The sequence below is a fragment of the Caballeronia sp. dw_19 genome (assembly GCF_018449515.1).
GTDB lineage: Bacteria > Pseudomonadota > Gammaproteobacteria > Burkholderiales > Burkholderiaceae > Caballeronia.
In genome coordinates, this window is sequence record NZ_JAAVUQ010000014.1 from 139520 (window position 1) to 161310 (window position 21791).

At 60.6% G+C, this 21791-nt stretch carries 19 protein-coding genes and 2 pseudogenes; 9 read left to right on the plus strand and 12 right to left on the minus strand.

The features are described 5' to 3' along the window. Positions 1-27: 27 nt before the first annotated feature. The gene (locus tag HB376_RS20015; RefSeq protein ID WP_213765408.1) at positions 28-669 is read left to right on the plus strand and encodes a glutathione S-transferase C-terminal domain-containing protein; all 642 of its coding nucleotides are present in this window, start codon (positions 28-30) and stop codon (positions 667-669) included. Between the two features lie 176 nt (positions 670-845). Here HB376_RS20015 and HB376_RS20020 read toward each other — a convergent pair whose 3' ends face one another. Then, complete coding sequence (locus HB376_RS20020) at positions 846-1595, minus strand: YqcI/YcgG family protein (RefSeq protein ID WP_213765409.1); 750 nt, start codon at positions 1593-1595, stop codon at positions 846-848. A gap of 108 nt (positions 1596-1703) precedes the next feature. Further along, on the minus strand, positions 1704-2642 hold the full coding sequence (locus HB376_RS20025; RefSeq protein WP_346730532.1) for a sterol desaturase family protein: 939 nt from the start codon (positions 2640-2642) through the stop codon (positions 1704-1706). 440 nt (positions 2643-3082) lie between these two features. Between HB376_RS20025 and HB376_RS20030 the strand changes: the two genes are divergently transcribed. Both HB376_RS20030 and HB376_RS20035 read left to right on the plus strand, forming a co-directional pair. Beyond that, positions 3083-3526, plus strand: a complete 444-nt coding sequence (locus HB376_RS20030) for a DUF2231 domain-containing protein (RefSeq protein WP_213765410.1) — start codon at positions 3083-3085, stop codon at positions 3524-3526. Beyond that, positions 3519-4838 (plus strand): PQQ-dependent sugar dehydrogenase, encoded by a 1320-nt coding sequence (locus HB376_RS20035; protein WP_213765411.1) that lies wholly within the window; start codon positions 3519-3521, stop codon positions 4836-4838. The genes HB376_RS20030 and HB376_RS20035 overlap by 8 nt, the downstream gene beginning before the upstream one ends. A gap of 172 nt (positions 4839-5010) precedes the next feature. Here the strand turns inward: HB376_RS20035 and HB376_RS20040 are convergent, their stop codons facing one another. The 3 genes from HB376_RS20040 to HB376_RS20050 all read right to left on the minus strand — a co-directional run bounded on the left by HB376_RS20040 (position 5011) and on the right by HB376_RS20050 (position 9570). After that, on the minus strand, positions 5011-6915 hold the full coding sequence (locus HB376_RS20040; RefSeq protein WP_213765412.1) for a thiamine pyrophosphate-dependent enzyme: 1905 nt from the start codon (positions 6913-6915) through the stop codon (positions 5011-5013). A gap of 717 nt (positions 6916-7632) precedes the next feature. Further along, positions 7633-8586 (minus strand): DUF3298 domain-containing protein, encoded by a 954-nt coding sequence (locus tag HB376_RS20045; RefSeq protein WP_213765413.1) that lies wholly within the window; start codon positions 8584-8586, stop codon positions 7633-7635. A 246-nt stretch (positions 8587-8832) separates the two neighbouring features. Continuing rightward, a complete protein-coding gene (locus HB376_RS20050) occupies positions 8833-9570 on the minus strand; it encodes a hypothetical protein (protein WP_213765414.1) in 738 nt (245 codons plus the stop codon). 319 nt (positions 9571-9889) lie between these two features. Between HB376_RS20050 and HB376_RS20055 the strand changes: the two genes are divergently transcribed. Beyond that, positions 9890-10981, plus strand: coding sequence for an alpha/beta fold hydrolase (locus tag HB376_RS20055; RefSeq protein ID WP_213765415.1), 1092 nt, complete (start codon positions 9890-9892; stop codon positions 10979-10981). A 261-nt stretch (positions 10982-11242) separates the two neighbouring features. Further along, positions 11243-12793, plus strand: coding sequence for a methyl-accepting chemotaxis protein (locus HB376_RS20060; RefSeq protein WP_213765416.1), 1551 nt, complete (start codon positions 11243-11245; stop codon positions 12791-12793). Positions 12794-12935: 142 nt separating this feature from the next. Here HB376_RS20060 and HB376_RS20065 read toward each other — a convergent pair whose 3' ends face one another. Next, positions 12936-13922, minus strand: coding sequence for a DnaJ C-terminal domain-containing protein (locus HB376_RS20065; RefSeq protein ID WP_213765417.1), 987 nt, complete (start codon positions 13920-13922; stop codon positions 12936-12938). Between the two features lie 332 nt (positions 13923-14254). On the opposite strand from HB376_RS20065, the gene HB376_RS20070 reads away from it, so the two are divergent. Both HB376_RS20070 and HB376_RS20075 read left to right on the plus strand, forming a co-directional pair. Next, positions 14255-15400: a fatty acid desaturase gene (locus HB376_RS20070; protein ID WP_213765418.1), complete on the plus strand. Its 1146-nt coding sequence runs from the start codon at positions 14255-14257 to the stop codon at positions 15398-15400. A gap of 318 nt (positions 15401-15718) precedes the next feature. Further along, positions 15719-16117, plus strand: a complete 399-nt coding sequence (locus tag HB376_RS20075) for a hypothetical protein (protein ID WP_213765419.1) — start codon at positions 15719-15721, stop codon at positions 16115-16117. 10 nt (positions 16118-16127) lie between these two features. Here HB376_RS20075 and HB376_RS20080 read toward each other — a convergent pair. From HB376_RS20080 to HB376_RS20090, 3 genes and pseudogenes are all read right to left on the minus strand, one after another. Next, positions 16128-16322 (minus strand): annotated as a pseudogene (locus HB376_RS20080) (DNA-binding response regulator); the annotation flags it as partial. A gap of 31 nt (positions 16323-16353) precedes the next feature. After that, positions 16354-17676, minus strand: a complete 1323-nt coding sequence (locus tag HB376_RS20085) for an ATP-binding protein (RefSeq protein ID WP_213765420.1) — start codon at positions 17674-17676, stop codon at positions 16354-16356. A gap of 206 nt (positions 17677-17882) precedes the next feature. Continuing rightward, positions 17883-18197: a DUF4148 domain-containing protein gene (locus HB376_RS20090; RefSeq protein ID WP_213765421.1), complete on the minus strand. Its 315-nt coding sequence runs from the start codon at positions 18195-18197 to the stop codon at positions 17883-17885. Between the two features lie 417 nt (positions 18198-18614). On the opposite strand from HB376_RS20090, the gene HB376_RS20095 reads away from it, so the two are divergent. Further along, positions 18615-18800 carry a DUF3563 family protein gene (locus HB376_RS20095; RefSeq protein WP_213765422.1) on the plus strand — a complete coding sequence of 62 codons (186 nt, stop codon included), beginning with the start codon at positions 18615-18617 and terminating at the stop codon, positions 18798-18800. Positions 18801-18826: 26 nt separating this feature from the next. Then, entirely contained in the window at positions 18827-19276 is a 450-nt protein-coding gene (locus HB376_RS20100; protein WP_213765423.1) for a TerB family tellurite resistance protein, read from the plus strand. Positions 19277-19600: 324 nt separating this feature from the next. Here the strand turns inward: HB376_RS20100 and HB376_RS20105 are convergent, their stop codons facing one another. The 3 genes and pseudogenes from HB376_RS20105 to HB376_RS20110 form a co-directional block, all read right to left on the minus strand. Beyond that, positions 19601-20296: a 4'-phosphopantetheinyl transferase superfamily protein gene (locus HB376_RS20105; protein WP_213765424.1), complete on the minus strand. Its 696-nt coding sequence runs from the start codon at positions 20294-20296 to the stop codon at positions 19601-19603. Between the two features lie 147 nt (positions 20297-20443). Next, positions 20444-20618: pseudogene (locus tag HB376_RS41080) on the minus strand (IS6 family transposase); the annotation flags it as partial. 56 nt (positions 20619-20674) lie between these two features. After that, a complete protein-coding gene (locus HB376_RS20110) occupies positions 20675-21496 on the minus strand; it encodes a class I SAM-dependent methyltransferase (RefSeq protein ID WP_213765425.1) in 822 nt (273 codons plus the stop codon). Positions 21497-21791 lie beyond the last annotated feature (295 nt).

Consider the following 21791-nt stretch of genomic DNA (forward strand, 5'->3'; position numbering starts at 1 on the left):
CACTTTTTTATAAGGAAGGCTTATCAAATGAAACTCTACATCGCTGAAGCAACCTGCTCCCTGGCCGTTCAAACTGTCGCCAACGAGTTGGGCCTATCACCTGAACTCGTTCACTTCGACGTTTTCGGCAAGTCCACGACGGATGACACCCGCTTCTCGGACGTCAACTCGCTTCTCTACGTCCCGGTCCTTGTGCTCGACAACGAGCAGCGTGACCAGCTGACAGAAACCACGGTCATCTCGTCGTATCTGGCCGACCAGCATCCCGAGTCAGGGCTGATTCCTGCTCACGGCACACTGGAGCGCGTCAAGATGGACCAATTGCTGACCTTTATCGCGACCGAGATTGCGCAGAAGCATATTCCGCTAATGCGCAAACTGATGACGGCGGAAGGCATCGAGTTTACAACCAACAAACTACTCGCGGCCTACGGCGTCCTGGACGCACGTCTGGCCGACGGCCGCGCATACCTCACGGGTGAACAGTTCACTGTTGCAGACGCATACGTATGGGCAACGATGTGGAACGAGCGCTCTGGCGTGAAGCTTGATCATCTGAAACATCTGATGGCGTACATTGCCCGAATCGGTGCGCGCCCATCCGTGCAGAAGGCAATGAGGGACGAAGCCGAATTGGTCGCGCGCCATAAAGAACAGCTTGCCGCGTAGTCTCTGATCCGTCGTCTTCTCAACGGGCTCGGGGCCGCGGTGACGCCTACGGAACACGGTTCTGTTCCGATTGTCGACGGTTTAGGCCGACTGACTATATGACCGAGTGAAACGCCTTTACCTCCCGCGGACACTCGAACGTCGGCTTTACCGTGAAGAGCCGACTGCAGCCCGCGTCAGCGGCCAGCGAATGGGCAACGTCCGGTCACTGGCGCGTTGTCGTCGGGCAGACAATACTGCTTCCACTCCCGATTACGTGGATCGCCGTAAAAGCCGATGTCCGGATGTATCGGCATCGCGTCGTACTCCAGCATCCGCGCATGGATCTGGCGGCGGACTTCAGCGCCGATCGGCTTGCCGGTCGTCAAGTCGGTAAACAGCTCGCGCGGCTGGAACAGCAGCACGATCCCGCTACCGACCACACGGCTGCGCCGCCGGTGATAGGTCGGAGCGGTACCGACAACGAACATCTTGCGGCCACCGAACGAGAACTCCCACAACGGATCATCCGGATCGGTGGGCCGCATTGGCACGTCGTCGGCCTCGTGCAACTGCTGCAGCAGGGTCCAGAAGCGCCGCAGGAATTCGGCGTGCGACGTGAGCGCGGGGTCCGGCGCGCAGAACATGGCGAGACTATGCCGCGTGAGCGCCGCATCGTGTCCGAGTTCGACAAAACGCTGCATTGTCGCGCGCGCAATCTCAGGACGCTCGCCGTCGAACGCGTAGAACATCTCACCGCGCCGCTCGGCCGCCTGGCCGAAGAAGCACGGGTAATCCGGCTGCTCGAGCGTCTTGCGGTAGCTGTGATACGCATCGCGCCACCACGCGGGCAGAGCGCCGGAATTCGACGCTTCGATGTTCAGGATGCGTGCGGTCCACTGGGTGGACGCCGCTTTCGATTGTTCAACTGCGGGTGACATCGCCATAGGCTTGCTCCGGACGAAGTTAGGTGTGCTGGCAAGATCGTGCACGTCCGCATGACGTGCGCCGGAAGGTCGGCAGCTGCCGGACCGTCGCACAGCCGGGCCGCGCGCTCATTGGGCTGGCCGACGCCGCTTGCGCGCGAGCTGGATCATTCGATGCACGCCGGCCGCATGCTGCTGCCACCAGTTGCCGGTTGCGATGATCGGATCCGCAGTCGGGTCTCCGGTCTCGCGGGCGTCGTGGGTAAAATTCGCGGTGCCGAACAGCATGTCCCACCATGGGAAGACCGTGCCGAAATTGCAGCTCTTGTGCCGGGCAATCTCCGGGCAGTGATGCGCGCGGTGGAATTGCGGCGAGATCAGTAGTCTCTCGCCCAGCCATCCGTAGCGAGCGCGCGTATTCGCGTGCGCAAAGCTGCCAACGAAACGAAAGCCGAGAATCACGAACGGAAACTGCAACGCCGGTATCCCGATCGCTATCGCGACGACGAAAAGCCACACGTACGTGATGATGTCCTCGAGCAGGTGCGAGCGATCGTCGGACCAGAATGTCATCTGCAACTCGGCATGATGCAGAGTGTGCAACCCGTACCACCAGCCGAAACGATGCGAGATCCGATGGCGCCAGTAATCGGCACAGTCGAGTATCACGAAGCCGACCAGGAACCCGGCGAGTGGCATTCCCGCGGCATCGGCGATGCGCGTGAGCAAAGACGGCACCGGCCACCGGTGCGCGAGCAGCCAGCCATCAACTAGCGCCTTCACGAGCCCGTACTCGAAGTAAGCGGCGAGCGGGAACAGGACGATCCGGACGATGAACGTATAGACGATGTCGGTCGTCATCGGTTGACGGACCGGCCAGCGCAGCAGCGGCCAGCGCCGTTCGAGCGGGGTACAGAACAGATAGCTGAGGGCGACCTGCAGCACGCCGCATCCGGCGAACAGCAGCCACGCCCAGCCAGTCGATCTCTGCGCCGCCGATCCAAACAGACCGGCGATGCACGACACCAACGCACCGGTGCCGGAGCAGGCAAACAACGCAGGCAACACGAGCAACTCCATTGCGTTCGAACTAGAGGCCCGGTGTCGATGCTTGTAGGCCGAACAGGCGCGAGACCGTCCGGCAGCGAACGACGTACGTTGCAAAAAACGGTCCGACCCCGGGACGCTATAAGGACCTTGTGTCAAACACACCGTCAAGCACACTATAGTCCGCGCTACCTGACAAGCCGGTGGCGTTCCGATGACGGCCCTGCCACAAATGGCATTCGTTCTGTATGGCCTACGACGCCGCTGCGGGGCGCATCCCGGAATCGGGCATGTCCTATGCGTAGGGCAGTTAGCTCGTGCTTCGAATGCCGAGGCTTGCGAAATACTTTCACGGCGGGCTTATCGAATCGTTCAGGACTGCATGCCGCGTGAGTCCAGGTCCGACCGGCCGCTACCATGCGCCGTTTATCGAACATTACCTTTAGAAAGGGACTTATTCCATGACTCCAGCTAGCCCGATATATCGGTCAAGATGGGCCACGGCGGTCTTCGATTTGTTCAATCCGATCCCCTATGGCCTCTTCGTCGGCACATTGATCTTCGACATCATCTACGTCATCACCGCCAATGTTTTCTGGGCAAAAGGGGCTGCGTGGCTTGTCACGGCGGGACTGTTTTTTGCAATTATTCCGCGCCTGATCAATCTCGGCCATGTATGGCTTGCGTCGCGTGACACGGTAACGCGTGCCGAGAAACTCGACTTCTGGTTGAACCTGCTGGGCATAGTCGCGGCAATAGTCAACGCGTTCGTCCATAGCCGCGATGCGTACGGAATTGTTCCGGAGAACGTGATTCTCTCGGTCATCACCGTGGCATTGCTTAGCGTCGGACAAATCGCGCTCGCGTTCGACAAGTTCGGTTTCAGGGAGACGACTCGTGAATAAATCCATCTTGAGTAGCGTTGTTGTAATTACTAGCGCGACCCTGATTGCCGGATGCAGCGAGCGGGCCAGGTATGACCCCTCGGATCAGGCCGGAGCCAATCCGCCGTTGCCAAGCGCGCAAAGTTTCTTCACGCCTCCGATGCAGGTACCGAAGTACGTGGGCTGGCAGAAGGGCGAAACGCCGAAGGTGGCGCAAGGCCTGACAATCCAGGGAATTGCCTCCGGACTTGAACATCCGCGCCAGGTCTATTGCCTCCCGAATGGTGACATTCTGGTGGCTGAATCGAATAGCCCGAATGCGGAACCCGTTACCTCGCCCAAGCAACTGATCGCCGGCATGGTGACGGGTCGCTCGGGTAAAAAAGGCAAAGGCGGCAACCGCATTACATTGCTGCGAAAGCGTACCGACGGCAGCGGGGAATGGGACAAATATGTGTTCATCGATCACCTGCATTCGCCGTTCGGCATGCAACTGATTGGCGACACACTCTATGTCGCCGACACGGACGCAATCCTGAAGTATCCGTACAAATCCGGCGAGACAAGCATGCCGGCTCAAGGCATCGAACTCGCCGACCTTCCGGACAAGGTCAACCATCACTGGACCAAGGCGTTGCTCGCGAGCCCCGACGGCAAGAAGCTGTATGTCGGCGTCGGCTCGAACAGCAATGCCAGCGAGAACGGTCTCGATGTCGAATACCGGCGCGCAAATGTACTGGAAGTCGATGTGGCGACGGGCGCGAGCCGCATCTATGCGGCGGGGATACGCAACCCGACCGGGCTGCAATGGGAACCGAAAACGGGACAACTGTGGGCGGTTGCGAATGAGCGCGATGAAATCGGCGCGGATCTCGTGCCCGATTATCTGACCTCGGTGAAGGATGACGGATTTTATGGCTGGCCGTACAGCTACTACGGCCAGCATGTCGACCGGCGAGTCCAGCCGCAACGCCCCGACCTGGTCGCGAAAGCGATCAAGCCGGATTATGCAATTGGCTCCCACGTCGCTCCGCTCGGACTGCTGTTCTATACCGGCAGCAACCTGCCGGCGCAGTATCAAGGCGGGGCCTTTATCGGCGAGCATGGCAGTTGGGATCGTTCGCCGCTGAGCGGTTATGCGGTCGCGTACGTCGCGTTCGAGAATGGCAAGCCTGTAGGAACGCCAAAGCCTGTTGTCACCGGCTTCGCATCGGACGACGAAAAGGAACTGCGTGGTGCACCGGTCGGGCTGGCCCAGGACCAGGACGGCGCGTTGATCATTGCCGACGATGTGGGCAATACCGTCTGGCGCGTGACAAAGACAGGAGGTTAAGGCGCAAGCACGTCGATGTGACGAGGGGGCACGCGCCTCCGATCGGGTCTCATACAACCCTTTCCTTCCAGGCTTCGAGGCTTCGAGGCTGACCACTTTTTACACTGCGCTACCTGCTTCGCGGTAGGGACGTTGGATGCCGGCCACGCACGCCTGCGCTTCGCGCGCAGCGTCAAACCGCCAGATGGCTCGGCGTGGTAATAGGTTCCGCAGGATCGACATGGACTTCGAGCAGCGCAGCGCGCGGCGAGCGCAGCATCGCATCGATCGCAGGTCTCAGCCCGGCGGGGCTTGTACAGCGCGTACCTTCCGCGCCGCAGGCATTCGCAATCTGCGCGTAGTCGATAGCACCGAGCTCACATCCATAGGGAGCGTTACCCAGTTCCTTTTGTTCGAACACCACCTCCGCCAGCATGTCGTTGCGCAGGACGATCACCTTGACCGGCAGGCCGTTCTTTACGGCCGTCGACATTTCCGCCATGAGCATTGCAAATCCGCCGTCGCCGACAATCGCCACCACCTGGCGAGCGGGATTCGCAAGCTGAGCCGCGATCGCAAACGGAAGCCCTGGCGCCATCGTGGCGAGCATACCGGTCGCGACAAGTTGCTGATTGCGACGCAAGGTCAGGAACCGCGCGGAGAAGTGCGTGTTCGCCCCGCAATCCAGACAGATGATTGCGTCGGGCGCCAAGGCATCACTGATGGCGCGAACGACGCTTTGCGGCCTCAGCGGTGTCCGTTCAGTGGCGGCCACGCGATCCAGCAAAGCATTCCATTGCACGACGCGGCCTTGCGTCTCGCGTAGAAAGGCATCGTCTTTCTGACGCAGCAGTGGAAGCAGCGCGCGCAGCGTCTCCTTCGTGTCGCCGACGAGACCCACTTCCACCGGGAAACGCAGTCCTATGCGCTCGGCCTTGATGTCCAGTTGCACACCGCGTGCGGCACCCGGCTTCGGATACGAATCCACCCATGGCATCGTCGTGCCGATAATCAGCACGGTATCGCACCCATGCATCGCTTCCTCCGACGGCACCGTGCCGAGGTGCCCGATGCCACCTGTGGAGAACGGTGAATCGTCCGGCAGCGCGGTTCGCCCGAGCAGCGCTTTGGCGACGGGCGCGTTGAGCCGGCTCGCGACCTGTTCCAGTTCGGCAGTTGCGCCAAGCGCACCCTGGCCTGCCATGATCGCCACACGGCTGCCGGCGTTGATCAGGTCGGCTGCGGCCTGCAACTCATGGCGCGACGGCGTGGGCGTCGGGCGGCTCCATGCGGTCGAGGTCCGTAGGCCGTGATTTTCGGTGGATGCCTTGTCTTCGGAGAAATGCATGTCCTGCACGTCTTTCGATACCGTCAGATGCGCGACGCCACGCGAGCCGAGCGCGGTGCGGCAGGCGATGTCGGTCACCGTCAGGGCATGGCGGGGACCGGTCACCACGGTGTTATAGAGCGCGACGTCCTGCATCAGCGCAGAGGTATCGACGCTCTGCTGAAAGCGCGTTCCGAGGAGGTCGTGGAAGGTCAGGCCAGTGAGGGCGAGAACCGGCGCGCCGTCGAAGTGAGCGTCGTAGAGCCCGTTCATCAGGTGTACCGCGCCGGGTCCGGTCGTCGCGACGCAGACGCCCAGACGCCCCGTTGACTTGGCCCATCCCGATGCCATGAACGCGGCAGCTTCTTCGTGCCGCACGCCGATAAAACGGATTTTGTCCTGGCGCTTGCGCAGCGCTTCGATAATCGGATTGATGCCGTCGCCGACCATGCCGAAGACATGATCGACATCCCATGCCAGCAAAGTTTCGACGATCACGTCGGCCGTTGTTGCGTCGCTGCCCGGCTGAAACGACGGTTGTCGCCCGAGTGTCGCGGGCTGCCCTGCGGGAGATGCCGTCGTCTGTGCCGCGACGGCCCTGGCGGCGAGCAGGCCGGCGCCACCCGCGGCAGCCGCGCGCAGCATCGCGCGGCGTTGCGGGGACTGCGGTCGCTCGCCGGTGGCGCTCCGGTGGAGGTCTTGCGAGTCGTGCTCGTCTCGCTCGGTCGTCACGCGGCCTGTTTTCGAAGCGGAAGGTGGAGTTGAAGTCACGACGTACTCCCGATGACACGCAGCCAGATCTGCGCGGTCCACGCTTCGCGCACTGGTGTTGGCATCGGCGACGCGCCGGTCGCTTCATGCAACCTGACGACGGGTCAGCAAGCCGCGATCCTGACACGTGCGGATGACTGTTACGGCATGAGGCATCGGGAATGTTCCCGCCGCATCTGATTGTGTAGTCGCGTATTCTGGATGTATCGGCGTCGGTTCTACCCCCGTTTCTAGCCCTGTTTGATGGTGGGTTCTGGGGGTAGCGATGGAATCGGGTAAGAGCATTATTACCCGCTGGACGCTTATAGACGGGATTCCGTTTTGACGCCATCAAGGCTCCGATTGCCGGCAGATCTCGGCCGAAAGTTAACCAATTAACTTCCGTGCTCTCTCCCACCCTCTTCAAGCGAAAGACGAGCATGGGACGTCCAAACTCGTAGAGATAGGTACGGCTTGCTCGGCTGGTCATCGGCCTTTGCGGTCGTTGGCGAGCTTGTCGCGGCCTTCGCGAATGTCGGCGTTAGACGCCTTGGTTGAACTGGCGCTATCGGCCAAGTAGAGTCACTCGGGCAGATGTCGCGAGAGCCCCCTCGGAGGCCGACAACGGACTTCCGTCGAAATTGCTTTGATATGCCGCATCGGGTCATTCCAGACCGTTCGTGAAGTTCATGAGCGAGCGCATCGGCCAGCGAGATCCTGCCGGCCGCACTTAGAGCATCATCGCGGTATCGGCGCTCCTGGCGCAAGCAACCGATGCAAATCGGTCCAGGGCACGGTCACTTCGAGAATGCCGGATGCCATTGCATCTGCCTCACCTGGGTTGAACGAAATAAGAAGGCCCTCCTTGGTGAAGGACCACGCCGTCGGATCTCGCACGTCCTTGCTGATTCCGTCAGCAAAGAAGGGGGTGACGTTCAATTCCCGCGAGGCACGATCACGTAAGAATGCCTCCCATCCGCTATCCGGTGTGAACAAGTCCTCCGTCTTGAGGCGATGCAGGGCTGGCTTGAGCAAGTAGGAAATGTTGCTCATGGTCACGGAAGCCGCTCCCGCAGCGCATTGCTCAGTGTGGAACATCTCGACGTTAATGAAATCCGGCGTCGCCGACTGAACCCTGAAACCCACGAACTGATCGCTGGAAGTCTCGGTGTCTCCGAAACACCAATTTGCTCGCGCTGTCGCCGCCGATCGGACTATCGCAGCATTCCATTGTTCTGCTATCGGGGAAATCGGATGATCGATTCTTGGCAGGCCCGTGTGCTGTTCCAAAGGCTTGCCGGTGTCTTCTTGTTTCCCGATTGACGTGTAATGGTCAATTCGGCTGAACACGAAGGGACCAATGGAAATGGCGGCGCCGCGCAGGTCATCGAGCCGGTCAGCGTATTGCCGTCGCAGACAGGAAGTGGGGCTTTCATCCCTCTTGTTATCAAGACACAGGACTTTCGCGACCTTGAGCCACTGTTGCTGCCCGGTGCGCAGGATCATTTTTCCCGGGTCGGAAAGTAATGGCAGGGCCGCATCGTAGCGCTGCGCCATCGCTTCGTCTTGAGCCGATAGCTTCGGATCGGCGCAAACCGTTTTCTCGAAACGGATTCTGGCGTTGCCGCAGTCAAAGCTTGCTGCCGCCGCGATCGATGGCGCCAAACAGGCAACGGACAGGCTGACGATCATTAAGTAACGTCCCTGCCGGGCCTGGTGTCGCTGGTTTGCGAAGCGACCTATTAATGTTTGTCGAGTGGCAATCAAGCGCCGATGGACCCATCGCTGCACTGAACAGTAAGGGCTGGAATGTGGACACTCAACGCGCGACATCTGCAGCATAATGGTCGGCCGAAGGTGGATAGAGTGATGCGGCGGCCGGCAAAGTTGTGCGCCTCCGGGTTATTGACACGCGTTGGCGATGTCGGCACGGCAGGACTATTGATCGTCGCTCAGACCACTCGGAACGCCATAGTGCGAACCATCGTATTCCACTGTAAAGCTGGCCCGTCTGGCGGCCTTGTCCTTGCTTGCACATTGTTCCCCGGCCACCGTCTTGGTCGTATCGACTGTCTTTTCGCTGACAAGCAGCGTTGCATAACCGCCCTGGCCGGCTGGGCCGACCGATATTGCGCGGGACGTATCGGAGAACTGGCCGGCGCAGTTGCCGTCCCAATCTCCCTTGCTTTGTCGCGTCGTTAGATTGGTGAGCACCCGCCTAAGCTTGCCCTCGTCAATGACATAAAGACTGAGCGTCGTATCCTCGAAGGGATTTACTCGCGACGAGTTTTGAAAGCTCTTCCTTACGCCAAAGGCAAGTTCCTGAGGCGTAAGCCGCCAAGGCGCGGTATCGAGAGCAATGCTTTGCAAGCCCATCGCGTCGGACGTAATGGCGGCGGGTTCGTAACTGTGAGCGATGACCGCTCCCGTCTTGCTGTCCGCCACCAGCACCTCGAGATCATAGACCGTCTCATCGGTTGTCCCGCCTTTCTGGGGCAACGGCAACACGGCAAGCGTTTGTGCCGGATTTGCGGGCCAAACCTTGCAAGCGGCATTGTCGGCGTCGACAGCGCGACCGGGTTGCAGCGTGTGAGCCCACTCAGTAAAGCGTTCTTTGCAGTCCGCGTGTGCGAGAAGGGGCAAGCATAAGAAAGCCGATGCAACGAGAGTGCGCATGGGTATGTGGTCGGAGGTTGTGGTGAACGTGAGCGATGCGCTGCCGCGGGAATTCTACAAGATCAGGCCGACTTGGGGGCGGGATACGCCGCAGTGACGCGGCTGTTCATGGAAGCGTCAATCACGATTGACTGATTTGACTGATGCCAACCCCGAACGGCCCATCGGATTGATCAATACCGCTCGTTCCACGCCGGGTTCCAATAACGCCGCGTTTTCTTTCCGCGTACCATTGCGCCTCGTCGCCGTTGAGCTATCTTCGTCGTCGCTGCCTTGCATGCTTACGATATTCTTTCCATACAATCGACAGGACCCCGCCATGATCCGATTCGCATCCCTGCTGGCCACAGCAGGAATGTGCGTACTGACCGGCCTCGTGCCGGCCCGCGCTGCGACAACTGAACCTGCTTCCGAGCAGGCAGCCGATTTCACTGAGCACGACTTCCATTTCTCCGATGGCGCTACGTTGCCGGATATTCATATCCACTACGCAACCTTGGGCACGCCGCGGCGCAACGCGCACGGCGAGATCAATAATGCAGTGTTGCTGATGCACGGCACCACCGGCACCGGCCGGGCATTCCTCGCGCCGGCAATGCGCCGGGAACTCTTCGCCCCGGGCGAGCCGCTCGACACGAGCCGGTACTTTATCGTGATCCCCGACGGCCTGGGCCGGGGCGGTTCGAGCAAGCCGAGCGACGGCATGCACGCAAGATTCCCGCATTACGGCTATGGCGACGTCGTCGAGGCAAACCATCGTCTGCTCGTCGAGGGTTTGAACATCCATCATCTGCGCCTGGTGCTCGGTACGTCGATGGGAGGCATGCAGACCTGGATGTGGGGCGAGCGGTACCCCGAGATGGCGGATGCGTTGATGCCGATTGCCAGCCAACCGATCGCGATGGCCGGCCGCAATTGGCTCTGGCGGCAGATGATCGTCGGCGCTATTCGCAACGACCCGGGCTGGCAGGGTGGCGACTATAGCGTGCCGCCGACCCAGTGGACCCGCGTGATGCCAGTCTTCACGATCATCACCAACAACCCGGCACGCATGCAAAGCGAGGCCCCCAATCGCGACGCCGCCACGCAGATGTATGAAAACCTGGTCGGCACCGCCGGGAAGACCGACGCCAACGACGTGCTGTACTGGTTCGAATCGTCATGGGACTACAACCCCGCGCCTGAGTTGTCAAAGATTCGCGCACGGCTGTTTGCCGTCAATTTTGCCGACGACCTGATCAACGCCGCGGACCTCGGTGTGATGCAGCGGGAGATGAAGGCTGTACCCAACGGAGGCTTCGTCGAAATGCCGGAGACTGCGCACTCGTACGGGCATCAGACCCTCGCTCACCCTGACGTGTGGAAGCCGTACCTGGCACAGTTGCTGAACGACACGGCCAACAAGCATTGACCCGAAGGCGCCGGCAGGACCATCCCGCGTCGTGCGGTGCCAAGCAATCCGGCCACCCGTTGCAGGCCCAATGTTGCAGGCCCAATAATGGGCCCTGCAACGGCCTGTAATACGCCTCCACGCTGTCTCGCTCCGTCTAACGGCTCAAGTTCAAATTTCCCCCTTCATATTTCCGCTCGACTGCCGTAAACCCTATCGACCGCGCGTACTTTCCTGGTGCGACATTTTTCCCGTTCTACTTGTTGTGCCTTTGAGGCATCTATGTTCTCGACCATCACGATCCGCGCCCGCCTCGCCCTTGCGATGGGCTTCCTCGGCTTGCTCATGACGATTGGCGCCGTGCTCGGCGTGGCTGGCATTGCCTTGAGCAATGCTGATCAGAAGGAGCTGTACTCCAACGAACTCGCGTCGGCGATTGCGATCGGCAAGTTCAATTTCTTCTATGCTCGCGGTCGGCTGGTGCTTGACCGGGTCGCGGCTCAGCCTGATCGCCCGGACATTGCGACCCTTGAAGGGCATGCACGCGAGCAATTCGCGATCGGCGACAAGGCTTGGCAGAGCTACCGTGCGCTGTCCGCCGAACCGCAAGAGGAGCAGCTGGCCGAAGCGGTCGAAGCCAAGCGGGCGCTTGCGATGAACGGACCGGTCGCCGCGGTGTTCGCCGCGATCGACCGGCGTGACACCACGCAACTCGCCGATCTGATCTCGAACCAGATGACGGCGCCATTCAACGAGATCACGGACCGTTCGGGGGAACTCGAAAGGATGCAGGCGGATCAGGCGCGCAGCCGATATGAAACAGCGCAGGACCGTTTCCACACGATTCTCGCCATCGCCGCACTCGGTCTTCTGATCGGGCTGTCGATGGCCGCATTCGCGTGGCATGCACTGCGCAAGTCGATTGCCGGCCCACTGGATGAGGCCACGCGCCACTTCCGCGCCATTGCCGATGGCGACCTCAGCCGGCATATCGAGGTACGTTCGCGCGACGAAATGGGCCAGATGATGGAAGACCTGCGCATGATGCAGTCCCGCCTTCGGGACGCGATGGTCGCCGTGCGCGATGGCGCGCAATCCATTTCCACCGCAACCTCGCAGATCTCGGCAGGCAACACCGATCTGTCGCAGCGAACCGAAGAACAAGCCGCTTCGCTCGAAGAAACCGCCTCGAGCATGGCGGAGCTCACGTCGACCGTGCGCCAAAACGCCGACAACGCGCGTCAGGCGAGCGAGCTCGCGCGGGTCGCAGCAGGCGTTGCGCATGAAGGCAGCGACGTTGTCTCGAAGGTCGTCACGACGATGGGCGAAATCAACGCGAGTTCGAGGCAAATTGCCGACATCATCGGCGTGATCGAGGGCATCGCGTTCCAGACAAATATCCTCGCGTTGAACGCGGCCGTTGAAGCGGCGCGAGCGGGCGAACAAGGCCGCGGTTTTGCGGTGGTGGCGGCAGAAGTGCGCACGCTGGCCCAACGCAGTGCCTCGGCGGCCAAGGAAATCAAGACGCTGATCAGCGAATCGGTCAACCGGGTGGGTAACGGAACCGAGCTGGTCGGTCGAGCGGGAACGACCATGACGGAGATCAACGACGCGGTGCGCCGGGTGACCGACATCATGGCCGGGATTGCGGCCGCGTCCGAAGAACAGAGCGACGGGATAGAGCAGGTCAACAAGGCCGTCTCGCAGATGGATGAAGTCACGCAGCGCAACGCAGCGCTTGTCGAACAGGCCGCGGCCGCAGCCGTCTCGCTCGAGGAACAGGCCACGCGCATGAGCGATGTGGTGGGGGTGTTCCAGTTGCCTGCGCACTAGGTCCGTCGTTTTGCTGTGTTTATTCGCGGGCTGATGCATCCATTCAGCCCGGGCGCAAACAACAAGATCCATTTTTTTGGACGGCCTTCCACTCCACCAACGTGTGTCAATCCGCTACTCGCGACCCGAGAAGATGATTGTCTTACGCGCGTGGCGGAATGGCTTGCGTCGCCCGACGCTCTGCGTCCGCAAAGATCTCGCGTAGCCTTTGCCGCTCGTTGTCGGTCAGATGTGAAACCGCGGCCGGCATCGTGAGCGCCAGTTGCAGTGTCAGGTCGCCACGCGAGCCGTTGCGGTCCGTGAGCCCATGCCTGAGCAGACGGATCGTGCTGCCCGGGTGCGCGTTCGGCGGAATCGTCAGCCGCAGCGCGCGGCCCAGGATTTGCGCTTCGATGCTGCCGCCGAGCGTGGCCGTCACGAAATCAACCTGAACCTCGCAAGCGAGATTCAGCCCGTTGCGACGAAAGGCCGAGCCGCACGCAATCACGACCGAGAAGGTAGCGTCGCCCGGCGAACCGCCATTGGGCCCGGGATGGCCCGCGCCTTCGACGACGAGACGCTGACCGTCCCACGCGCCCGAGGGAATCCTGACTGTCTCGGACTTCCGGAAGGTCGTGGCAGCCCTGCCGAGACACGTTGGACACCCTTCGCTCGCCAGCGGGCGCCCGGTCCCCATACAGGCGGTGCAGCGCGTTCCCGAGACCGACTGGCCGCTGCCGCCGCAGCGCGCGCACTGCGAGACTCTTTCCTGACATTGGGGACACGGCCCGTCTACCGGGTAGCTCACTTCGACTTCGCCCCCATGGATCGCCGCTTCGAGCGGCACAAAGAGCCTGACCAGACAGTTCGCGCCGCGCGCCGGCGGACCGCGGTATTCGCGTGACGGAGCGGCTTTGCCGCGGCTCCCGGCCGACGCCGCCATCGGGCTGGATGCCCGCGGCTCACGCTTGCCGATCAGAACCTCGAACGCCTCCTGAACGCGCTTGAACATCGGCTCAACGATTGATTCGTGCCCCTTGTTACGGTCCGGATGGTATTTTGCCCTCAGCCGTCGGTATGCACGCGTGATGTCCGTCGGCGACGCAGTGTCCGGTAGTTCCAGTCGCCTGTAATATTCTTCGAGGCTCACGCGTTTCCCCCGGTTTCTTTTTTGAAAGCGTAAGTCTATCAAGACGGAAACGAAAGGACTGCTGTTGATGACAGGAGCGTGTCAGTGCCGACGTACTCCTCAATGCCGCGCACACCCGCTCGCTACCTATAGCGCTGCTGCCATCTGAAATCGCATCGATCAGCCGACCGGCGTAATGACCTGCCGTCAGCGTCAGCGGCGCGGCGACATGCTGAATTTTCCCCCGCAACAATTAGCGTCGAATTATCTTCTCATCAACAGGACCGGCCTAATTCCCTGCTCATAGAGACGGCCTAAATTGCCTCCGTGATCAACAGCCCCTGTTCGAGAAAATGGCCGAATACTTTGACGAAGCGCATGCGTGGGAAATCGCATCGCTGGACGCAACCTTCGCAGCGCGTACGGAATGGCCTACGTGGCTGTTGATCGTGCTGATTCATGGCGGGTGGCTCGCGGCCGTGCTGTGCGTGCATAGCGGGCTGCTGTCGATGATGGCCGCGACGCCGTTACTCATCGTGTTGTGCACGTGGCACATGTCGCTTCAGCACGAACTGCTCCACGGTCATCCGACGCGGTCCGCCCTCGTCAACAAGTTGCTCGGCAGTATCCCGCTTGCGATCTGGTATCCGTACGCGATCTATCGCGACACGCACATCGCGCATCATCGCGATGAGAGTCTCACCGAGCCGAACGTTGATCCGGAGAGCAACTACGTGCTCCCCGAACAATGGATGAATGCACCGGCATGGCAACGTGCGTTATGGCGCATGCGCAAGAGTTTCGCTGGCCGCCTGATTGCCGGTCCGCCGCTGAGCGTCGTGACATTGCTCGCGGGGGCTGTTAATGAATGGCGACGCGGCGACCAGCGTTATGCCTCTACGTGGATCATCCACGCAGCGCTCGTAACCGTGTTGCTTGCGTGGTTGCAGCTCTTCGCTGGCATAGCGTGGTGGTACTACCTGCTGGCGGTGACATGGCCTGCGCTCTCTCTGGCGATGATTCGATCGCTGTACGAGCATCGTGCGGTTCGCGACCCCAAGCACCGGACGGTCATCAACGAAGCAGGACTGCTGATGCGGCTCCTGTATCTGAACAACAACTACCACCTCGTGCATCATGATCTGCCGCATCTGCCGTGGTATCACCTGCCTCATGCGTATCGGATTCGGCGCGATGCTTACGCGACGAAGAACGGCGGCTTCGTGATCCGAGGGGGATATTGGGAACTGCTCAAACGTTTCGCAGTGCATGAAACGGATTTTCCGGTGCATCCACGACTGGTCGGTACCGTTGCAGAACGTCGTGCGCCGCAGCGCGCCGAGCCGCGTGAAGTAGTCGCGTCCGAGGGTACGAGCAAGCTCGCCGTCCTGCTTCGGCCAGACGGGGACGATGGGCTCGTTGTGGCCTTTGCCAAAGATCGTGAGCCGCCACGCAAGGCACTCCGCGGCGGCGGGATAACCACCGGCCATGCTGCCTGAATGAGGCCTGGCTAACCTGACGGTAGCTCCCAGCTCACACTCGCAAGCTCGTTCGAACAGTCGCATAATCGAACCGCCGCCCCGGCGTCCAGCGCTTGCGCTGCGATCTTCGCCAAAGACGGGGGCCCCTTCGGCCCGTAGTAAGCGCCAGCCTCAGCCGCGTGTGATCGCTTGCCGGTCAGGTTGACTTCACGCTCTGATCGGGAGTCAAATAATCAACGTATTGCGTATCCGTAATTTCCATCTAATTTTCGACTGGCATTCTGCGCACCATGCCTGAACGTTCGATATGTTCTGCCTGCCAAAAAGGGGATAGCGATGAAACTCAGATGGACCACTATGGTGATCGCAATAAGCACGAGCATTTTGATGTCCGGATGCGCCACGCCTGTTGAACGAGCCAACGAGAAAAATGACCTGCTCGCGGCGGCGGGCTTTCATATCGTCCCCGTGACGACCGATCAACAACGCTTGCAGTTGGAGACGTTGCCACCGAATCGCGTCGTCCAGAAGACGAAGAACGGAAAGGTCATCTTTCTCTACGCGGACCCGTATGCATGCGGCTGCCTTTATATTGGCGACGAGAATGCGTGGGATAGCTACAAGCGGGAACAGCTCCAGCAAAACTTGATTAGCCAGGAGCGCATGAACGCGGAGATGAATGAGAATGCGGCATGGAACTGGAGCATGTGGGGTCCCGGCTGGTGGGCGTACTGACGCGCCACTAGTCGACCGCATTGCGGTCCACTTCCTTACCCCAGCCGTATAAGCGGTCTTCCAGTTGATCGCCCGGCAGGATCATTGCGGGGCGCTCGAGAAACGCCAGCATCAACGCTAATTCCCACGCCGATAGCATCGACGTCACGCCATTGCAGCATAGCGTGCGCCTGTCGAGATCGAGATTGAGGGAATCGTCGCCGAGGCAGAAGAAAATCAGAAGCGAATGAAGTCGTTCACGAGGCCGACGATGCTGACGGAAATCCGATCGACGCGACGATTCCCGACGGCCCGTCATGGCGATTCCGAAGACTCGCCGCGCCGCCATATTTATTCGTGATCGCCTTGACGATCGACAGTCCAAGGCCGCTGCCCTCGATTTGCGTATTCGCTCGAAAGAAGCGGTCGAACACCCGTGGCAGCAGTTCTTCCGCAATCCCGGGCCCTGTGTCGGTCACCTCGATCCACACCATGTCCTCGCGTACCTGCACGCTCAGATCGACCTTGCCGCCATCCTGCGTGTAGCGGACCGCATTGCCGACCAGGTTGCGCACGGCGATGCCCACATCGGCTTCGACCGCGCACACAAACGCATGGTCCATTTCGTCAGCGCCAATGTCGATGTCGCGCTTCATCGCGATTGGCAATACTTCGGCCACTGCGTTGACGACCACGGCGGCCACGTCCACGCGCGTCAGCGCATCGGCTTGCAGGACCGCATCGGCACGCGCAAGCCTGAGCAGTTGCGCGATCAGACCACCACTGCGTGCGATGCCGCTGCGCAGCTCGCGAAAGCGCTCCCGGTTATCGGCAACGATAAGCGGCTGCAGATTGTCCGCCTGCAATTGAAGCGCGGTGAGCGGTGTGCGCAGTTCATGCGCGGCGTCGGAAATGAACTTTCGTTCCGACTCGATCGATTGTGCGAGCCGATCGAACATCAGATTGATCGAGTCGATGAAAGGACGTATTTCGATCGGCACGCCCGACGTCGACAAGTGCTGAAAATGACTGACGTCGATCTCCTGCACTTGCGCACCCAAACGATTCAACTTGCGCAACGAGCGACGCACGACAAGCAGCACGGCAATCCACACCAGCGGCACGAGTACGATCATCGGCCAGAGCGTATTGAATGCACGTTCCTGGGCAAGCTCGCGCCGCACAGCCGAGCGTTGTGCGACCTGAATCACCATCGACGGATCACGCAGCGTGTAGATGCGCCACTCCTCGCCGCCAACGGCTGTGGTCACGAAACCCGGCGGCGCCTCGCGCGGCAGCGCAAGGGACGGTTCGGTCGACCGGTAAGGCGTGGCCTGATCGCCCTTCCAGATCATTATGAAAATGTCGCCTTCCGGTTGCGAGCCGCGCGCCGGAATGGCCGGCAGCGAATCCGCGAAGCCACTGCGCATGCGCACGGCGACCTGTTCGAGCCGAAGGTCGAGCAACGCGCTCATGCCCGCTTTCGACAACTGATACGAACTGACGCCCTGCACCACGCCGACGATGCTAGCCAGCACGCAAAGTGCGAGGACAAGCTGGTTTCTTAGAGACTTGATCATGGAGACGCAGAAAAAGTGTTTCGTACAACGGGTGATGCATGGACACCGGGACACTCAGTGCAAGAGACGGGCTTTTTTTGTAAAAGCGATTCTACCCCCGCGACCGGGCGCTTTCTGGCGTCGAACGACGGCAAAGGCGCGCAGCCTTTGCTGCGCGCCCACCGTTTGCAACGAGCGATAGAGAACTGCCCTGGTTTGGCAATCGCTCAGTGCTTGATATAGATCGACTTCAAGCCGACGTTGTTCAACAAATAAATCCCGGTATCGCTTTGCGATGCGCCGTCGGCGACACCGCCATAACCGGCGGATGCGTCGTCTTGCTGGCCGGCGCCTGTTTCGGCAGCCTGAATTCCCGCGGTGCAATGCGTATGGTCGCCGGCGGTGTTGTAGCTGGCCTGTTCGAATGGCGCGAGTTGAGCCTGCACTTGCGCGCGAGTCATCGGCTCATTCGACTGGGCGAACGAAGCAATCGGGAATGCAAGAGAAACGGCAACGGCAACGGTTCGGATCAGCGATTTCATGATATTTCCCTCCAGATGTGTTTTTTGCTCATTCGGTGAGTCAGGTGTTCTCTGCCATGGACTTCACTTTAAAGAAGAAGAATTAGCGAAGAATGAGCAACCGTTTGAACGGGAGTCAGCGGGTCGGATGAAGGCCCACGAAATAGCCGTCACCGGCGACAGCACAGCCGAGATCAGGGAAAGTGCGACGGCGGTTGTATGAAACAGGCGGTGGATTACAACGTGATTCATTCTCGGAGTGCTGAGCATGCAGCTCATTTTTTCCTAATTCATGGCGCCTACGATTCGTTCGTCGATGCACAGGTTCAAGTTCGAACCGCCAGTCAGACGCGAAAAAACGCGTTTGGCACGCATAGGACTGAAGCGACGATGCGGACCGCCGGCCCGACATGCGTCGCGCCACTCAAGGAGCGCATCATGTTTTCTGCACTTTCCGCAAAACTGGGGTCGTTGTTCGCGCCTTCTCACTACGAGAAGTGCGAAAAGTATCTGGGGTCATCGTCCGATCTCGTGGACCTCGAACGCCGCATGCGTCATCTCGAACGCGGAGGCTATCCGTTCAATCTGCATTCGAACGTCATGCCGCGCGACAACGAACGGTGAACGATCAACCGACAAGGAGAACAGACATGCGTCACTATCAATGCGACAGCCCTGAAGCCGCAGCACGCATCGTCGCGGCCTGCTTACTGTCAGACGGACACGTAGGCGCGGACGAGATCGAAGCGCTCGATCGCCACGGCATCGAACAACGATTGTCGTTGCGCCCGCGTCAGTTCCTGGCCGTCGTGCAGACGCTGTGCGAAGACCTGACTTGCGCCGCCTACCTGAATTGGGGCGACACGTGCAGGCTCGATCCCGTCATCGTCGCGCAGCTCGCGGCCGACGTGCAGGACGGGAAAATGCGGCATGAAATCATCTGGCTATGCAAGGAAGCCATTCATGCGGACAAGCATATCTCAGAGGGAGAAGCCGGATTTCTTCGCCTGCTGCGCGCTGCGTGGGAATTGCCGGGCCACGCGGATTGGGCGCGTCCACGCGAGGTGATCAGACTCGGGCGTGCATCGCGAGTGAAATGACTGAAATTTCGCGAGATCCGCGTTCACGGTGATGGCACATCGTGAATAGAAAGAGCGAAAATATCGGCTCCACGCCGAGCCGAACTGCTCCCCCGGGCGCGTCGTGCCACTACGCGCTGGACCAAGGCACAGGCCGCTGACGCCCGATAGTCCGGGGTCTGGCAGCGGCCGCGACATTCGCCGCTGACCGGCCGCCACGACTCCTTTACCAATGACCCTCAACTCTCGGCAGCACACCAATAACCCCTATTTAATTAGTTATCCGATACATCTACTCGCAGGCGACGAGTAACCCGAACGCCTGGGCGCCACGCCTTCCTTCTATCATGCGAGGGTTTTCGCCGACCACGCCACGCATGCGGAATAAGCTTCTGGCGCGGCGATCCAGCGCGCAGCAATCTCGCGCATGTCATCCGGAATCGCATTGCGTAGCGTCACCAGCGTGCTGTCGCGCGGTAGCACCACCAGATGCTGTAAGCCGCGTGTGATGCCCACGCCCGTCGTTTTGACGAGCGCTTCCTTGGCGACCCACGCGTCGTAAAACGCGGCGCTCTGCGCTGCGGTATCGAGGCGCTCGATCCATGCCGCTTCGCGTGCGTCGAGCGTCAATGCCGCGATCGAACGCCAGTCGAATCTATCGCTGTGATGCTCGATATCGACCCCGACACGCCGCCTGAGCGATATCGCGATGAGCCCATGTGCACCCGCATGCGATACGTTGAAGTCAAGCATGTTGGAATCGGCTAGATACGGGCGACGGTTTGCATCTAACGAGAACCGGACGGCGTGTGCCGCCATGCCGAGATACCGCGCAAGTTGCTCGCGCAGCGCCACGCGCACGGATGCGAACCGAAGCGCATCTTCGTGGTGGCGAAAGTTGCCCGCTCTCACATGTTCGTCGTCGCTGAGCGCTGCAAAGGCGGCATCCTCCAGCGACGCGTCAAAAGCGAAATCGACCCGCCACAACGAAACATCGGGCGGGCCGTCATGCGGTAATGGAACAGGTTCGATGGAATGCATCGCGGGTTCGGGCCTCACACGTGAGGGTTGCAAGGAATAGGCGCGACTGGCTTTGTCAACTTGCCGAGAGTGAGACGGCACGGCGGTAGATACGACTGCTGGTCAGAAAACGGTCGATGGATTTTGGCCGAGTTCGGCGAATTCACGCTATGCAACGAACCATGGCGGCGAGTTGTTTGTGACAAAGTGAAGTGCGCAGCATATGCCGCTTGAGCGCAAAATGTTACCGGATCTGCCCGAAGCGCGACAGAAATTTCTGCGTGCGTTTCGGGTCGCGAAAGCCGCGCATGTGCCGCTCGCGCTCGCGTGTTGGTCGGTTGGTGGCTATCGGCGCCGGCTACGTTCGAGCCGGCGCAGGTTCGCCACGCGTGGCGACGCTTACGCCGAACTGTCCGACCGTCCCGACACCTCCCGCGAACGCCGCGCGATCAAGGCATGTCCCTCGACGATTTCCTCTATCGCGCCGTCCTCACGCGCGTACCTGGCCAGCTCCGCGCGAATCTCCGCGGCCAGTTCCTGCTGCGCCTGTATCCCGCCATGCCAGGCTTTCCCGAACGAAAGCGCTCGATCGACGAAATGCTCCAGTGGCGTGATTCGCTGCTCTATCACCGCAATACGCTCCAGGTGATCGAACGCCGAATCCAGCAAGACCGTTTCGTCGGAAGCGGCCGACTTTCGTTCGGCCCGCGCAGGGTCATCATTGCCATAGCGATCAAGAATGCGCTCGAAAACCGGGTACCAGACGTTCTGAGGGACTGTCGGAACGCTGGTGTGATAAAGGGCCACCGCCCCCCCGCTCTCGATCAGCCCGTCCAGCACGCGGAGCGTCTCGACACGATCAGTCCAGTGGAACGAACGGCCGAACGTCGTGAGCCTGAAATGGCCAAGACGACGATCCAGGTCGTAGGAACTGCCTCGAACGAATTGAATGACAACGCCGGCGCGCGCGGCGTTTTCGGCCGCGACCCGGAGCATTTCCGCTGACGGGTCGAGCGCGGTCACCGCGCGCGCATACGGCGCCAAATCGATCGCGAGGAAACCTGGACCGGTGCCGAGATCGAGAACGTCGGCATTGCGGTCGAGACCGATCAGGTCGGCCACCCGCCGGCTAAGCAGCGCCGGATAGCTGGACCGGCCTGTCGTGTAGTACCGCGCCGCATTGTTGAAGCGGTCCGGATAAAAAGCTTTCTGTTCAGACATGTCGGTGAACGGTTGAGTCGTGCCGCGAACGGACGCAGGGTGTATGGCAGGCAGCGTGTCGTACTTGCGACCCGCGACGCCTGAATGGAGTATTGAGAACGTTACACAAACCCCATGCCATCCGCGACCAATGGCGTGCCGCCAGTGCGGAGGAGCGCCAATGCTTCTGTGGCGCCGACGCAGCCTCATCCGTGGTCGGCACACATATCATGCGTGGTGAGCGTGACTCCCACCTGCTTGCTGCAATCGGCGCAACCTGCTGTTGCCACACTGCTGCGATCTCAGCAAACCATGT

What these genes read in the sequence shown, in the direction of transcription:
- HB376_RS20020 (WP_213765409.1), bottom strand. Translation starts at nt 1,595, where the DNA reads ATGGCGATGTCACCCGCAGTTGAACAATCGAAAGCGGCGTCCACCCAG.
- HB376_RS20015 (WP_213765408.1), top strand. Translation starts at nt 28, where the DNA reads ATGAAACTCTACATCGCTGAAGCAACCTGCTCCCTGGCCGTTCAAACT.
- HB376_RS20110 (WP_213765425.1), bottom strand. Translation starts at nt 21,496, where the DNA reads ATGTCTGAACAGAAAGCTTTTTATCCGGACCGCTTCAACAATGCGGCG.
- HB376_RS20070 (WP_213765418.1), top strand. Translation starts at nt 14,255, where the DNA reads ATGGCCGAATACTTTGACGAAGCGCATGCGTGGGAAATCGCATCGCTG.
- HB376_RS20090 (WP_213765421.1), bottom strand. Translation starts at nt 18,197, where the DNA reads ATGAAATCGCTGATCCGAACCGTTGCCGTTGCCGTTTCTCTTGCATTC.
- HB376_RS20050 (WP_213765414.1), bottom strand. Translation starts at nt 9,570, where the DNA reads ATGCGCACTCTCGTTGCATCGGCTTTCTTATGCTTGCCCCTTCTCGCA.
- HB376_RS20105 (WP_213765424.1), bottom strand. Translation starts at nt 20,296, where the DNA reads ATGCATTCCATCGAACCTGTTCCATTACCGCATGACGGCCCGCCCGAT.
- HB376_RS20055 (WP_213765415.1), top strand. Translation starts at nt 9,890, where the DNA reads ATGATCCGATTCGCATCCCTGCTGGCCACAGCAGGAATGTGCGTACTG.
- HB376_RS20095 (WP_213765422.1), top strand. Translation starts at nt 18,615, where the DNA reads ATGTTTTCTGCACTTTCCGCAAAACTGGGGTCGTTGTTCGCGCCTTCT.
- HB376_RS20045 (WP_213765413.1), bottom strand. Translation starts at nt 8,586, where the DNA reads ATGATCGTCAGCCTGTCCGTTGCCTGTTTGGCGCCATCGATCGCGGCG.
- HB376_RS20030 (WP_213765410.1), top strand. Translation starts at nt 3,083, where the DNA reads ATGACTCCAGCTAGCCCGATATATCGGTCAAGATGGGCCACGGCGGTC.
- HB376_RS20060 (WP_213765416.1), top strand. Translation starts at nt 11,243, where the DNA reads ATGTTCTCGACCATCACGATCCGCGCCCGCCTCGCCCTTGCGATGGGC.
- HB376_RS20085 (WP_213765420.1), bottom strand. Translation starts at nt 17,676, where the DNA reads ATGATCAAGTCTCTAAGAAACCAGCTTGTCCTCGCACTTTGCGTGCTG.
- HB376_RS20075 (WP_213765419.1), top strand. Translation starts at nt 15,719, where the DNA reads ATGAAACTCAGATGGACCACTATGGTGATCGCAATAAGCACGAGCATT.
- HB376_RS20100 (WP_213765423.1), top strand. Translation starts at nt 18,827, where the DNA reads ATGCGTCACTATCAATGCGACAGCCCTGAAGCCGCAGCACGCATCGTC.